Consider the following 14,570-nt stretch of genomic DNA (forward strand, 5'->3'; position numbering starts at 1 on the left):
CTTCACACGCTGCGGTCGGCGAGCACCTCGCGGACGACGTGGCGGGCGTTGGCGGTCAGGGCGGGGTTGGTGTGGCGGTAGTACGGGATCGTCACCAGGGCGATGGAGAAGGCCCAGGCCCGGCCGCGGGCCCACATGGCGTCGTCGGTGCGCAGGGCGGCGCGAAAGGCCGGGCGGGCGGAGGCGGGGAGCAGGTTCCAGGCGGCGATCAGGTCGGCGGTGGGGTCGCCGACGCCCATCAGGGCGAAGTCGATGACGGCGGCGAGCCGGCCGGATCTGTTGAGCAGCAGGTTGCCGGGGGTGAGGTCGCCGTGCATCCAGGTCGGCGGGCCGGCGTACTCGGGGAGGCGAAGCGCCTTGTCCCACAGGGCGGTTGCGGCCGCGGTGTCGATCGCGCCGGCCAGCTGGGCGATCGCCGCGCGGGTGGAGCCGTCCCGGGAGGCGAGCGGCACGCTGCGGGGTCCGGCCGGGGCGCCGGCGGGGTCGAGGGCGCGCAGGGCGTTGATGAAGCCGGCCAGGTCACGGGCGAGGGCCTCGGGTGCGGCGAGCACGCCGACCGCAGGATTGACGCCGTCGAGCCAGCGCAGCACCGACCACTGCCACGGGTAGTTCGCGGCGGGGCCGCCGACGGCCAGCGGGGTGGGGACGGGCCGCGGCAACTGCGGTGCCAGCCGGGGCAGCCACTGCTGTTCGCGGCGGAGGTCCCCGGCGGCCCACTCCACCCGGGGCAGCCGGACGGCGAGTTCGGGCCCGAGCCGGAACATCGCGTTGTCCGTCCCGGCGGACCCGACGGGCGTGACCGGAAGGCCCACCCACTGCGGGAACTGGGCGGAGATCAACCGCCGTACCAGGGCCGCGTCGACGACCGGTTCATCGGGGTGCATCCGGGCGGCAGCGCACATGCCCGGCAGCGTACAGCGCAGATCGCCGGGGTTCAGCCGGATTCGCGAACTGCGCACATGACTTCGATCAGCCGCGGTCCGACTGAGGTCCAACCGAGGTCCAACTGACGTCCAGCCGAGGTCCGACCGGGGTTCAGGCGGTCGCCACGCCCGCCGCCCCGCGTGCGGCCGGTGGGCGTCACCGGCACCTGCCAGAATGCAGGGCGTACGGCGAACGCTCTGAAGGAGAAGGTGACCGGCTTCGTGACCACGCCAGTCGAACAGGTGGCCCGGCAGGCCCAGCAGGCGATCGAGCGCAAGATCGCCGAGGAACTGGGCGTCCGCGAGGGGCAGGTGAAGGCGGCGGTCGAACTGCTCGACGGCGGCTCGACCGTGCCGTTCGTGGCCCGCTACCGCAAGGAGGTCACCGGCTCGCTGGACGACGCCCAGCTGCGCACCCTGGAGGAGCGGCTGCGCTACCTGCGCGAGCTGGAGGAGCGGCGGGCGGCCGTCCTGGAGTCGATCGAGTCCCAGGGCAAGCTGGACGACGCGCTGCGCGCCCAGGTGCTGGCCGCCGATTCCAAGGCCCGGCTGGAGGACATCTACCTGCCGTTCAAGCCCAAGCGGCGCACCAAGGCGCAGATCGCGCGGGAGGCCGGGCTGGAGCCGCTGGCCGACACCCTGCTCGCCGACCCGACCCAGGACCCGGCCGCGCTCGCCGCGCAGTACCTGAACGAGTCGGTGGCGGACCGGAGCGCGGCCCTGGAGGGCGCCCGGGCGATCCTGGTCGAGCGCTTCGGCGAGGACGCCGACCTGGTCGGCTCGCTGCGCGAGCGGATGTGGACCCGCGGCCGCCTGGTCGCCACGGTCCGGGACGGCAAGGAGGGCGACGGCGCCAAGTTCGCCGACTACTTCGACTTCGCCGAGCCGTACACCAAGCTCCCCTCGCACCGCATCCTGGCGATGCTGCGCGGCGAGAAGGAGGAGGTGCTCGACCTCGAACTGTCGCCCTACGACGGCGAGTCCGAGGGCGACCTGCCGGGCGAGAACGACTACGAGCAGCGCATCGCCGCCCGCTTCGGCATCGCCGATCGCGGCCGCCCGGCCGACAAGTGGCTCGGCGACACCGTCCGCTGGGCCTGGCGCACCCGCATCCTGGTGCGCCTCGGCATCGACCTGCGCGCCCGGCTGCGCGCCGAGGCCGAGGACGAGGCGGTGCGGGTCTTCGCCGCCAACCTGCGCGACCTGTTGCTCGCCGCCCCGGCCGGCACCCGCGCCACCATGGGCCTGGACCCGGGCTTCCGCACCGGGGTGAAGGTCGCCGTGGTGGACGCAACCGGCAAGGTCGTCGCGTACGAGACCATCTACCCGCACCAGCCCGCCAACAAGTGGGACGCGGCCCTGGCGACCCTGGCCACGCTGGCGAAGAAGCACGACGTCGACCTGGTGGCGATCGGCAACGGCACCGCCTCCCGGGAGACCGACAAGCTCGCCGAGGACCTGCTCAAGCGCCACCCCGAGCTGAAGCTCACCAAGGCGATGGTCAGCGAGGCCGGCGCCTCCGTCTACTCGGCCTCCGCGTTCGCCTCGCAGGAGCTGCCGGAGCTGGACGTGTCGATCCGCGGCGCGGTCTCCATCGCCCGCCGCCTCCAGGACCCGCTGGCCGAGCTGGTCAAGATCGACCCCAAGTCGATCGGTGTCGGCCAGTACCAGCACGACCTGAGCGAGGTGAAGCTCTCCCGCTCACTGGACGCCGTGGTCGAGGACTGCGTCAACGCCGTCGGCGTGGACGTCAACACCGCCTCGGCGCCGCTGCTCACCCGGGTCTCCGGCATCACCGCCACGCTGGCCGACAACATCGTGGCCCACCGCGACGCCAACGGCCCGTTCCGCACCCGCAGGCAGCTCAAGGACGTCTCCCGGCTCGGCCCCAAGGCCTTCGAGCAGTGCGCCGGCTTCCTGCGCATCCCCGGCGGAGACGACCCGTTGGACGCCTCCAGCGTGCACCCCGAGGCCTACCCGGTGGTGCGCCGCATCCTCGCCTCGACCGGCGGGGAACTGCGTGAGCTGATCGGCAACGGCGAGCGGCTGCGGGCGCTGCGCCCGGCCGACTTCGCCGACGACACCTTCGGCATCCCGACCGTCACCGACATCCTCGGCGAGCTGGACAAGCCGGGCCGGGACCCGCGCCCGGCCTTCCGCACGGCCGTGTTCAAGGAGGGCGTCGACAAGATCGGCGACCTGGAGGTCGGCATGGTGCTGGAGGGCGTGGTCACCAACGTCGCCGCGTTCGGCGCCTTCGTCGACGTGGGCGTCCACCAGGACGGGCTGGTGCACGTCTCGGCGCTGTCGAAGAACTTCGTCAAGGACCCGCGCGAGGTGGTCAAGCCCGGCGACATCGTCAAGGTCCGGGTGGTCTCGGTGGACGTGCCGCGCAAGCGGATCGGGCTCACCCTGCGGCTGGACGACGAGGTCGGCCGTGAGCGCGGCGACCGCGGCGGCGACCGGGGTGACCGGGGCGACCGGCAGGCCCGTCCGCCCCGCCAGGAGCGGCGCGGTGGCGGCCAGGGCGGTCAGGGCGGCGCGGGTGGTCAGGGCGGTCGCGGCGGCCAGGACCGGCGCGGCGGCGGTGACCGGGGTGACCGCGGCGGCTTCGGTGGCGGCGCCCCGGCGAACAGTGCCATGGCGGACGCGCTGCGCCGGGCCGGCCTGGCCGGCGGCGGCTCCGGCGGCTCGAAGGACGGGCGCTCCGGCCGGCGCTGAACCGTGCAGGTGACGGCCGGGGCCGGTGGACACCCGTCCACCGGCCCGGCCGTCCTCTGCGCTCACACCAGGAGTTTGTCCTTGGCCTTCTGGTACTCCTCGTCGGAGATGGCGCCCCGGTCCCGCAGGTCCGCCAGTTTCGCCAGGTCCTCGACGTGGCTGCGGCCCGCGCCGCCACCACCCTCGGGTTGCGGCCCGGCCGCGGCGTCCCGGATGTAGGCCCGGACCGCCGCGTCGGCCTGTTGGGCCTGCTCGACGTCCCGCATGCCCATGCTCTGACCGCGCGCGATCAGGTAGGCGAGCACGCCGATCAGCGGCAGGATGATCACCAGGACCACCCAGCCGGCCTTGCCCCAGCCGCTCAGGTCGTGGCTGCGGAAGATGTCCGTGATGATCTTGAACAGCAGGAAGAACCAGAGCACCCAGAGGAACAGCTCCAGCATCGTCCAGAAGATGTTGAGCACCGGGTAGTCCACGGCCAGCAGCTTGGTGTCCATGATTACGTGGTATCACCGCAAAACGGACACTGCTCTCCGATGCTCAGCCGTTCCGGTGGTTTTCGGGCGCGCTGGGAATACCTCAGCCCCGCCCGGCCCTCCGCCGCAGCTCCACCGCGAGCCCGATCAGCTCGCCCCACCACGCGTCGTGCCCGGTGAGCAGCAGCCGCTGTGCCTCGGCGACCGGGACGGCCCGGACCTCGACCACCTGCTCGCCGTCCGCCGGGTTGGTCGGCGTCGAGTCCAGCTCGACCTCACCCCAGCCCCACAGCCAGGCCTTGTCCGGGTGCGGCTGCCACGGCCGGTACGGCACCGCGTCCTCGGTGTGGCAGCGGTGCGCGCCCAGCCAGCCGGGCTCGCCGAGCAGCCGGGCGCCGGCCTCCTCGCGCAGCTCGCGCTCCAGGCAGTCCGTGACGGACTCGTCCTGTTCCCGGGTGCCGCCGGGCAGGAACCAGTGGTCCCGGTCGTCGCGGCACAGCACCACGTTGCCGTCCGCGAACCCGACCAGGTGGATGTTGGTGACCAGCTCGTCCGGCGGCAGCTCGGTGGAGAACTGGGCGTCGTAGCGGCCCCAGGTCCAGTACTGCGGCGCGTGCAGCGCCGGGAAGAGGACGGCGAATTCGGCGGCTCTGGCGGAGGTGTCGGTGCGGTCCGTGGTGTCGGTCATCATGACTCCTTCATGGATGCCCCCGACTCCGGTCGGGGGTGCGGGTGGCCTTTTCGCTGTCGGGGTAGAACCGGCATTTCGATGGGAAACCACCTGCTGGTTTTCACAATCTGACGGTGTCTCTTGTAAACCATGGCGGCCTCTCCTGTGAAGCGGGCCTACAAGTTCCGCTTCTATCCGACCGATGAGCAGGCGGCTGAGCTGTCCCGCACATTCGGGTGCGTGCGGAAGGTCTACAACATGGCGTTGCAGGCCCGGACCGAGGCCTGGTGGCTTCGGGGTGAGCGGATCAACTACAACACCACGTCGGCGATGCTGACGGCGTGGAAGAAGACCGGGGAACTGTCCTACCTGTCCGAAGTTTCGTCCGTGCCGTTGCAGCAGACGCTCCGGCATCTCCAAGGGGCTTTCACGAACTTTTTCGCGAAGCGGGCGAGGTACCCGCGGTTCAAATCGAAGAAGAAGTCCCGGGACAGCGCCGAGTACACCACGTCCGCGTTCCGGTACCGGGGCGGACGGCTCACCCTGGCGAAGATGGCCGAGCCGTTGGCGGTCGCGTGGTCCCGGCCGCTGCCCGAGGGGCAGTCGCCGTCCACGGTAACCGTGACCCGGGATGCGGCGGGTCGTTGGTTCGTCTCGATGCTGTGCGACGATCCCGACGTCAAGCCCCTGCCCGTCATCGACACGGCTGTGGGTGTCGACGCCGGAGTCACCAGCCTGGTGACGCTCTCCACAGGGGAGAAGGTCACCAACCCCCGGTATGAACGCCGTGATCGGGAGCTGCTCGTCAGGGCCCAGCGGGATCTTGCCCGCAAGGCCAGGGGCTCGGCCAACCGGGAGAAGGCCCGGCGCAAGGTTGCTCGCGTTCATGCGAGGATCGCCGACCGACGCAGGGACTTCCTGCACAAGCTCACCACTCGACTCGTCCGTGAGAACCAAACGGTCGCGATCGAGGATCTGACGGTCCGCAACATGCTCAAGAATGGCAACTTGTCCCGGGCCATCTCGGACGCGAGCTGGAGCGAGCTGCGGACCATGCTGGAGTGCAAGGCCCAGTGGTACGGCCGTGACCTGGTGACCATCGACCGGTGGTTCCCCAGCTCAAAGTTGTGCTCGGCCTGCGGGACCATCCGCGACAAGATGCCACTGAACGTTCGTGCGTGGGAGTGCGACTGCGGGGCAGTCCACGACCGGGACGTGAACGCGGCACGCAACATCCTGGCCGCCGGGCTGGCGGTCGCAGCCTGTGGAGACGGTGTAAGACCTCAACGGAGCACTCCGGGCGGGCGGTCGTCGGTGAAGCAGGAAGTAGTCCCACCGCCGCGCTCACGCGCGGCGGCTCAGCCGCGAGGCTGAGGGGAATCCCCCGCCCCTCGGGAGGGGGAGGAAGTCAATCGGAGATCGTAGTGCCGGCCGGGAAACGGGGGTGGACGCCCTGGTGGACGAGGGCGATGTCGGAGGTGGAGATGGCGCGCGGACGCCGGCGCACCGGCTCCGCCGTGACGCCGACCCAACTGCCCAGGGAGATCTCGGCGGTGATGCCCGGCCCGAAGCCGGCGATCAGGCCCGGAGTGCCTTCGGGTACGCCGCCGTCGTCGAACAGCCGGGCGAGGGCGTCGAAGACGACGGCGCTGGCGATGTTGCCGCGCTCGGTCAGGGTGGCCCGGCTGTAGCGGAACCGTTCCGGCTCCAGGTTGAGGAAGCGGCACAGGTCGTCCAGGATCCGCGGGCCGCCCGCGTGCACGATGTAGAAGCCCAGCCCGGAGACGTCCCAGCCGTGCTGCCCGGCCAGGGTGCGCAGCGCGGGGGCGAGCATCTCCATGGTGCCGGGCACCCGTTTGTCCAGCTGGAAGTGGAAGCCGGTGTCCTTGACCCCGTACGAGATCCAGCCCTCGGTGTCCGGGACGAGGTGCGAGCCGTTGCGCTCGATGTGCACCCCGCTGCCGCCGTGCCCGCGCATCACTACGGCGGCGACGGCGTCGCCGAACAGGCCGTTGGAGAGCAGCGAGCCGACTTCGAGGTCGGTCGGCTGGTAGCAGAGGGAGCAGAACTCGCAGGCGACGATGAGCACGTTGGCGCCCGGGTAGGCGCGGCAGAAGTCGTGGGCGCGGTTGACGGCGGCGCCGCCGGCCGCGCAGCCGAGCTGGGCGATCGGCACCTGGCGGGTGTCGGAGCGGAAGCCCATGGTGTTGATCAGCCAGGCGGTCATCGACGGCATCATGAAGCCGGTGCAGGACACGTAGATGATCAGGTCGATGTCCGGGGCGCCCAACTCGGCGTGGTCGAGGGCGCGTTCGACCACCTCGGGCACGCGGAGCTTGGCCTCCCGCTCGTACACCTGGTTGCGGACGGTGAAACCCGGGTGGGTGAGGGTCTGCTCGATCGGCTGGACCAGGTGCCGGGTGCGCACCCCGGTGTTCTCGATCAGCCGCAGGGCCAGGCCGAGTTGGGGGTGGCCGGCGTGCAGGGTGCGGGCCAGGTCGAGGGTCTCGTCGAGGGTGATGACGTGCTCGGGCACGGCGATGGCGGGGCGGCAGAGTGTGGCCATGGTGTGGGTCTCCCCGGTGCGGGAACGGTGTGTCGAGGGGAGGTGCTACCAGGCGACCGGCAGGGTGCGCGGGAAGCGCCAGATCGAGCCGGAGTTCCAGTCGAGTTCGGACGGGTCGACGGCGAGCCGCAGCCGGGGGAAGCGCCGCAGCAGGGTGCCGATGGCGACCTGCAGTTCCATCAGCGCGAGGTGCGAGCCGAGGCAGCGGTGCTGGCCGTGGCCGAAGGCCATGTTGACGGGCCCGGCGGCGCGGTCGAAGTCCAGCTCGTCGGGGCGCTCGTACACCGCTGGGTCCCGGTTGGCGGTCAGGTAGGAGACGTGCACGGCCTCGCCGGCCCGGATCAGCACCCCGCCCAGTTCGACGTCCTCGGTGGCGACCCGGGCGATGCCGGGGCCTTGGCGGAACGGGATGAAGCGCAGCAGCTCCTCCAGGGCGTGCGGCAGCGTGTCGGGCCGGGCGCGCAGCTTGGCGAGCTGTTCGGGGTGGGTGAGCAGGGTGTAGGTGATGTTGCTGAGCTGGTAGGTGCTGGTGTCGTGGCCGGTGACCAGCAGGACCATCGCCATGACGGCCAGCTCGTCCGCGTCCAGCAGGTCATCGCCGTCGCGGGCGGTGGCGAGCGCGCTGATCAGGTCCTCGCCGGGGTGGGCGCGGCGCTCGGCGGTGAGCGCGGTGAAGTAGGCGCGCAGCCCGGTCTTGGCCGCCTCCTGGCCCTCGCGGCTGCCCGGGCCCATCCGCATCATCGCGACGGCCCAGCCGCGCAGCCGGTCGCGGTCCTGCGCGGGGATCTCCAGCACCTCGCAGATGGTGGTGAGGGGGAGCCGGGCGGAGAGGAAGTGCGCCAGGTCGGCCGGGGCGCCGTGCTCCTCCAGCTCGTCGAGGTAGCCGTCGACGATCCGCTGGGTGGCGGGGCGCATCCGCTCGACCTGGCGGTTGGTGAAGCCCTGGGCGACCAGGCGGCGCAGCCGGTTGTGCTCGGGCGGGTCCATCAGGTTGATCGACTCGGCCTGGGCGATGGTGGCGGGCGTCATCCGGGGCAGGTCGCGGCCGATGCCGGCGGCGCGGCTGAACCGGCGGTCGGTGGTGACCACCTTGACGTCCTCGTAGCGGGTGGCCAGCCAGGCTTCGCCCTCGCCGTGCGGCAGTCGGATCCTGGTGATCGGGGCCTCCGTGAGCAGGCGCTTGAGGAGGGGGTCGAACTCCAGGCCGTCGGTGTGGTGGAACGGGCAGTCCCACACGGGGGCGGTGGTGGTCACGGGCCTGTCCAATGGTCTTCGTCTGGTCTTCGTCATACGGGGTGATGCCGCCCGAATCGGTTCCGGGTGATTCGGGCGCGGACATCCCGATGCTGCCCCATGGACTGGCAAAAATGTGAATCCCGAGTGTGGTTCCCCCTAACGAGTGAGATAGCCGATTGTCAGCTGAATTCACCGTCCTTATCGGGGAGTTGACGGTCAGTCGTTCGCGCCCGGTGCGACCAGCCCGGTCTCGTAGGCGAGCACCACCGCCTGGGCCCGGTCGCGCAGGTTCAACTTGGCGAAGATCCGGGCCACATGGGTCTTCACCGTCGACTCGCTGAGGGTCAGTTCGACCGCCAACTCGGTGTTGGACAGCCCGCGTCCGAGCAGGCCGAGCACCTCCACCTCGCGCGGGGTGAGCGGGGCGAGGTCGCGGTGCAGCCGGGGCGAGCCGGCGCCGCGGGCGGCCGGGTGCGGGGCGCCGGTCGCGAAGCGCTCGACCAGCCGGCGGGTGATCGAGGGGGCGAGCAGGGCGTCGCCGGTGTCCACCAGCCGTACGGCGGCGGCGAGATGGGCCGAGGTGACGTCCTTGAGCAGGAAGCCGCTGGCCCCTGCGGACAGCGCCGCGTAGACGTAGTGGTCCAGGTCGAAGGTGGTCAGCATGATCACCCGGCAGCCGGGCACCTGGGCCAGGATCCGGCGGGCGGCCTCCAGGCCGTCCATGGTCGGCATCCGGATGTCCAGCAGGGCCACGTCGGGCCGGTGCCGGACGGCGGCGGCCACCGCCTCGGCGCCGTCCGAGGCCTCGGCGACCACGTCGATGCCGCGCGCGGTGAGGATCATCCGGAAGCCGGTGCGGACCAGCTCCTGGTCGTCGGCGATCACCACCCGGGGGCGGCGCTGTTCGTCCTGTTCCATCTGCTCCTCGTCCTCCACGATCGTCACGGCCGGTCCAGCGGGATGCGGGCGCGCACCCGGTAGCCGCCGCCGAGCCGGCGCCGGGCGTCGAAGTCCCCGCCGTACACCGCGACCCGCTCGCGCAGGCCGAGCAGCCCGCGCCCGGCGCCGTCCGCCTGCTTCGGTGCGAGGGCGGACGAGCCGGAGAGCACGCTCGGGCCGCTGTTCAGCACCTCCACCCGCAGGTAGTGGTCCGCGTACCGCACCGTCACCTCCGCCGTCACCCCGTCCCCGTGCTTGAGCGCGTTGGTCAGCGCCTCCTGGACGATCCGGTACGCCGTCACGTCGATGCCGCCGGGCAGCGGCCGGGGCTCGCCGGAGATCCGCACCTCCACCGGCAGCCCGGCGAAGGCGAAGCGGTCGATCAGCGGGCCCAGCCGGCTCAGGCTCGGCTGCGGGGCGAAGCCCTCCGGCTCCGGCTCCTCGCTGCCGTCCGCGGCCGGGGCCAGCAGGCCCAGCAGGTGCCGCAGTTCCGTCATCGCGTCCCGCCCGGCCGCCTCGACCGCGGCCATCGCGGCCGCGGCCTCCTCCGGCATGGTGGCCAGCACCTCGCGCGCGGCCCCGGCCTGCACCACCATCAGGCTCACGTTGTGGCTGACGATGTCGTGCAACTCGGAGGCGATCCGCGCCCGTTCGGCGTCCACCGCGGCGCTCGCGGCGCTCTCCCGCTCCCGCTCCAGCAGCCAGCCGCGCTCGCCGATGGCCGCCCGGTACAGCCGGCGCGCCCGGGCCAGCGCGAGGCCCAGCCAACCGGCGCCCGCGCAGGCCGTACCCGCCACCGCCACCGCGATCCAGTCCGTCCCTGTTCCCCACACCGCGCCAGCTTCCCAGGTGGGAGCTTGATCGACATCATCCGGGGGTGCCGCCCCCGTACATCCCCGGTACTACGGCGACCTGCGGTTACACCCGGGGTGGGACGACCGGCCCCGAACGCCGCGCCTACCGTCATCGACCATGAGCAACGACCACGACGGGACCACCCGGCCCGACGACGCGCCCTTCGTCGTCGAGCTGTCCGGGGTGCACAAGGAGTTCGGCGACGCCAAGGCGCTCGACGGCGTCGACCTGCGGATCAGGGCGGGCGAGGCGGTCGCCGTGATGGGCCCCTCGGGGTGCGGCAAGTCCACCCTGCTGAACATGGTGGCCGGGCTGGACCGGCCCAGCTCCGGCACCGTCCGGGTGCAGGGGCAGGACCTCGGCGGGCTGAACGAGAACGGGCTGGCCCTCTTCCGCCGCCGCAACATCGGCATGATCTTCCAATTCTTCAACCTGATCGACGACCTCCCGGCCCTCGACAACGTCGCCCTGGCCGCCCAGCTGACCGGCACCACGGCCAAGCAGGCCCGCCGCCGAGCACTTGAGCTGCTGGACGAACTCGGTGTCGCGCACCGCAAGGACGTCTACCCGGCCGCGCTCAGCGGCGGCGAGCGCCAGCGGGTCGCGGTGGCCCGCGCCCTGATGAACCGCCCGGCGCTGCTGCTCGCCGACGAGCCGACCGGCGCGCTGGACAGCCGCTCGGGCGAGCAGGTGATGGACCTGCTGATCGACCTCAACCAGATCGGGCAGACCCTGCTGATCGTCACCCACGACCCCAACCTGGCCACCCGCTGCGCCAGCCGGCTGGTCGAGGTCGCGGACGGCAAGGTGGCGCGCGAGCGGATGCTGGAGAGCCAGTCGTGAGCGGTGCGGTTTGGCGGGCCTCACGGGCGGCGGTGAAGCGCCGCCGGGTGCAGACCATCGTGATCGGCCTGGTCGTCTTCTGCTCCACCGCGACGGTGCTGCTCGCCCTGGCGGTGATCAGCGCGGCCCGGGCCCCGTTCGACGCCGCCTTCGAAGGCGAGCACGGCGCGCACGTCACCGCCCTGTTCGACCCGGGCAAGGCCTCGGCGGAGCAATTGGCCGCCACCGCCCACCGGCCTGGCGTCGAGGCGGCCGCCGGGCCCTTCGACCAGGCCGTGGTGACGATCCCGCAGGACTGGGTCGGCCACGCGCCGGGCCCACTGACCCTGGTGGGCCGGCCCGACCCGGCGGCCGGACCGGTGGACCGGGTGGAGGTGTTGTCGGGCCGCTGGGCCACCGCTCCCGGCGAGGTGGTCATCGACACCCCGGGGTCGGCGAAGTACCTCGGCACGCCGATCACCACCAGTACCGGGCTGAAGCTCACCATCGTCGGCTTCGCGACCGACATGAGCCAGTCCTCCGGCGGCTGGGTCACCCCCGAGCAGGCGGCCGCCCTGCACCCCACGGGCCGGCAGATGCTCTACCGCTTCACCGACGCGGGCACCGAGCAGCAGCTGACCGCCTCGCTGGCCAACACCACCGAGGGCCTGCCCAAGGACGCCGTCGTCAGCGGGCAGTCCTACCTGGTGCTCAAGCAGGCCTTCTCGGCGGGCGCCGACGCCTACCTGCCGCTGATGACGGTCTTCGGCGTGCTCGGCCTGATCGTCGCCGCGCTGATCGTCGGCAACGTGGTGAGCGGCGCGGTGGTCTCCGGCTACCGGCACATCGGGGTGCTGAAGTCGATCGGCTTCACCCCGCGCCAGGTGGTGGTGGTCTACCTGACCATGGTCTCGGTGCCCGCCGTCGTCGGCACCGTCCTCGGCACGGCGGCCGGCTGGGTGGCCTCGTACCCGATGCTCCAGGCCGCGTTCTCCGGGATCTCGACCGGCACCGCCGTGATCGAACCGGCCGGCTGGCTGCCCGTCGCCACCCTGCTCGGCGTCCCGTTGCTGGTCGCGCTCGCCGCGCTCGTCCCCGCCTCCCGGGCCCGCCGGCTCTCCGCCGCCCAGGCCATCTCGGCCGGCAGCGCGCCGCGTACCGGGCGCGGGCTCAAGATCCAGCGCTGGCTGAGCGGCACCCGGCTGCCGCGGGCCGTCAGCCTCGGCCTGGGCCAGCCCTTCGCCCGCCCGGCCCGCACCGCGCTGACCATGGCGGCGATCGCGCTCGGCGTGGTCACCGTGACCGTGACCACCGGGGTGACCACCACCCTGGCCAAGTCCATGCCCGCGCCCGACCGCCAGACCCACATCGACGTGCAGACCAGCGCCTTCTCGGGCAACAAGATCGCGCCCCGGCTGACCCCGGAGCAGACCGCGGCGATGCTGCACAGCACCCCCGGCGCCGAGCGGGTCTCCGTCCGCGGGCTGGTCCGGGTCGGCATCGTGGGCCAGCCCCAGCTCGTCTTCGCCAACTTCTACGGCGGCGACGCGATGGTCGACCACCGGCGGCTCAACGTGGTAGAGGGCCGCCCGGCGACCGGGCCGAACGAGGCCGAGGTCGGGCCGGCCTTCCTGGACCAGCACGGGCTCAAGCTCGGCGACCGGGTCACCCTGTTCCTGGACGGCCGGCAGGCCGCCGTCACCCTCGTCGGCCTGGAGGACCAGGGCAACGCCAACGCGATCACCTCCAACGACGCCACCCGGACCCAGCTCACCGCCGACCCGCACGTGGTCGAGTACGACGTACGGCTCGCCGACGGCACCGACGCCGAGGCGTACCGGAAGGCCGTCACGGACGCCGACCCGAGCCTGTCCACCTCGGTGGTCACGGCGAGCACCGACGGGTCGATCGTCGCGATCCAGACCTTCAGCACGACCTTCTCCGTCCTGCTGTCGGTGGTCGCCGCGCTCGGCGTCTTCAACACCCTGCTGCTGACCATCCGGGAGCGCCGCCGCGACCTCGGCATGCTCAAGTCGATCGGCATGACCCCCCGGCAGGTCGTCGCGATGACGATCACCTCGGTGGCCTGGCAGGGCGTGGTCAGCGGGATCATCGGCATCCCGATCGGGATGCTGGCGCACCGGCTGATCGCCGAGAACGTCCGGATCATCCACTTCCCGGACGCGGCGATCGACGTCTGGGGCGCCCCGCTGCTCGCCGAAGTCGCCCTCGCGGGCATCGCGATCGCCGTCCTAGGCGCCCTCGTCCCGGCCCGCTCGGCGGCCCGGCTGCCGATCGCCGAGGTGCTGCACAACGAGTGAGGTCCTACGGGAAGAAGACGGCCGGGTGGTTCGCCGCCCGGCCGTCCGCCGTATGGCTGACGCACCGGCAACCTCCGGTGTTCGAGCGCCTATCATCGCGCCATGGCCACCGCTGAGCTGATCCGCATCGTCTCCCGCTCCTCGCCCATGGCGCTCGCCCAGGTCGACCGGGTCCGCGCCGAACTCGCCGCCCTGCACCCGGGGTTGCGCACCGAGGTGGTGCCGGTCACCACCTCGGGCGACCGCTGGACCGGCGATCTCGCCCAGCTGGGCGGCAAGGGGGCGTTCACCAAGGAGGTCGACGCCGCGCTGCTCGCCGGGGAGGCCGACGTCGCCGTGCACTGCCTCAAGGACGTGCCCGCCGACCGCCCGCTGCCCGCCGGCACCGTCTTCGCCGCCTACCTGCGCCGCGACGACATCCGCGATGCGCTGGTCCACCCCGGCGGCCTGACCCTGGCCGAACTCCCGCCCGGCACCCGGATCGGCACCTCCTCCGTCCGCCGCATCGCCCAACTCGCCGCCACCCACCCGCAGCTGGAGTGCGTTCCGATCCGCGGCAACGCCAACAGCCGGCTCGCCAAGCTGGAATCCGGGGACGTCGACGCGCTGCTGCTCGCCGTCTCCGGCCTGGAGCGGATCGGCGAGCAGGCCCGGATCACCGAGGTCCTCGGCGTCGAGGAGATGTGCCCGCCGATCGGCGCCGGCATCCTCGTCCTGCAGTGCCGCGAGGACGACACCGCGACCATCGAGGCCGTCACCGGGCTTGGCCACCACGACACCTGGCGCGAGGCGGCGGCCGAGCGGATGTACCTGCACGTGCTGCAGGGCCACTGCAACAGCCCGATCGCCGGCTACGCCAAGGCGGAGGCGGACGGCCGGCTCTCGCTGCGCGGCCGGGTCTTCACCCCGGACGGCAAGCGGGTGCTGGACGCCCACGAGTGGGCGGGCGCGCTCAGCCCGGAGGACCTCGGCACCTCGGTCGCCCTGGCGCTCAAGCGGCAGGGGGCGCAGGAGTTGATCTCCTCGATCCCGCACTGAGGT

Annotated in this window: 12 protein-coding genes; 5 read left to right on the plus strand and 7 right to left on the minus strand. The window is 72.2% G+C overall.

The features are described 5' to 3' along the window. Positions 1-2: 2 nt before the first annotated feature. Positions 3-902, minus strand: a complete 900-nt coding sequence (locus ACIG5E_RS07290) for an aminoglycoside phosphotransferase family protein (RefSeq protein ID WP_396532157.1) — start codon at positions 900-902, stop codon at positions 3-5. Between the two features lie 243 nt (positions 903-1,145). Between ACIG5E_RS07290 and ACIG5E_RS07295 the strand changes: the two genes are divergently transcribed. Then, positions 1,146-3,644, plus strand: coding sequence for a Tex family protein (locus ACIG5E_RS07295; protein WP_396532159.1), 2,499 nt, complete (start codon positions 1,146-1,148; stop codon positions 3,642-3,644). 62 nt (positions 3,645-3,706) lie between these two features. Here ACIG5E_RS07295 and ACIG5E_RS07300 read toward each other — a convergent pair whose 3' ends face one another. Both ACIG5E_RS07300 and ACIG5E_RS07305 read right to left on the minus strand, forming a co-directional pair. Beyond that, complete coding sequence (locus ACIG5E_RS07300; protein WP_396532161.1) at positions 3,707-4,141, minus strand: SHOCT domain-containing protein; 435 nt, start codon at positions 4,139-4,141, stop codon at positions 3,707-3,709. A gap of 82 nt (positions 4,142-4,223) precedes the next feature. Continuing rightward, the gene (locus ACIG5E_RS07305; RefSeq protein WP_396532163.1) at positions 4,224-4,808 is read right to left on the minus strand and encodes an NUDIX domain-containing protein; all 585 of its coding nucleotides are present in this window, start codon (positions 4,806-4,808) and stop codon (positions 4,224-4,226) included. Positions 4,809-4,940: 132 nt separating this feature from the next. Between ACIG5E_RS07305 and ACIG5E_RS07310 the strand changes: the two genes are divergently transcribed. Continuing rightward, complete coding sequence (locus ACIG5E_RS07310) at positions 4,941-6,164, plus strand: RNA-guided endonuclease InsQ/TnpB family protein (protein ID WP_396532164.1); 1,224 nt, start codon at positions 4,941-4,943, stop codon at positions 6,162-6,164. Between the two features lie 34 nt (positions 6,165-6,198). On the opposite strand, the gene ACIG5E_RS07315 is transcribed toward ACIG5E_RS07310, so the two are convergent. The 4 genes from ACIG5E_RS07315 to ACIG5E_RS07330 all read right to left on the minus strand — a co-directional run bounded on the left by ACIG5E_RS07315 (position 6,199) and on the right by ACIG5E_RS07330 (position 10,364). Continuing rightward, positions 6,199-7,356 (minus strand): type III polyketide synthase, encoded by a 1,158-nt coding sequence (locus ACIG5E_RS07315; RefSeq protein ID WP_396532165.1) that lies wholly within the window; start codon positions 7,354-7,356, stop codon positions 6,199-6,201. Positions 7,357-7,401: 45 nt separating this feature from the next. Next, positions 7,402-8,610, minus strand: a complete 1,209-nt coding sequence (locus ACIG5E_RS07320; RefSeq protein WP_396532166.1) for a cytochrome P450 — start codon at positions 8,608-8,610, stop codon at positions 7,402-7,404. A gap of 198 nt (positions 8,611-8,808) precedes the next feature. After that, on the minus strand, positions 8,809-9,510 hold the full coding sequence (locus ACIG5E_RS07325) for a response regulator (RefSeq protein ID WP_396532279.1): 702 nt from the start codon (positions 9,508-9,510) through the stop codon (positions 8,809-8,811). Positions 9,511-9,533: 23 nt separating this feature from the next. Beyond that, on the minus strand, positions 9,534-10,364 hold the full coding sequence (locus ACIG5E_RS07330) for a sensor histidine kinase (RefSeq protein ID WP_396532167.1): 831 nt from the start codon (positions 10,362-10,364) through the stop codon (positions 9,534-9,536). 139 nt (positions 10,365-10,503) lie between these two features. On the opposite strand from ACIG5E_RS07330, the gene ACIG5E_RS07335 reads away from it, so the two are divergent. The 3 genes from ACIG5E_RS07335 (at position 10,504) to hemC (ending at position 14,567) form a co-directional block, all read left to right on the plus strand. After that, positions 10,504-11,229 carry an ABC transporter ATP-binding protein gene (locus ACIG5E_RS07335; protein ID WP_396532168.1) on the plus strand — a complete coding sequence of 242 codons (726 nt, stop codon included), beginning with the start codon at positions 10,504-10,506 and terminating at the stop codon, positions 11,227-11,229. Next, entirely contained in the window at positions 11,226-13,529 is a 2,304-nt protein-coding gene (locus tag ACIG5E_RS07340; RefSeq protein WP_396532169.1) for an ABC transporter permease, read from the plus strand. Before ACIG5E_RS07335 ends, ACIG5E_RS07340 begins: the two co-directional genes overlap by 4 nt. Positions 13,530-13,631: 102 nt before the next feature. Then, a complete protein-coding gene (hemC, locus tag ACIG5E_RS07345) occupies positions 13,632-14,567 on the plus strand; it encodes a hydroxymethylbilane synthase (RefSeq protein WP_396532170.1) in 936 nt (311 codons plus the stop codon). Positions 14,568-14,570: the final 3 nt, after the last annotated feature.

Origin of the sequence: Kitasatospora sp. NPDC053057, assembly GCF_044546945.1 — a bacterium.
Classification (GTDB): domain Bacteria; phylum Actinomycetota; class Actinomycetes; order Streptomycetales; family Streptomycetaceae; genus Kitasatospora.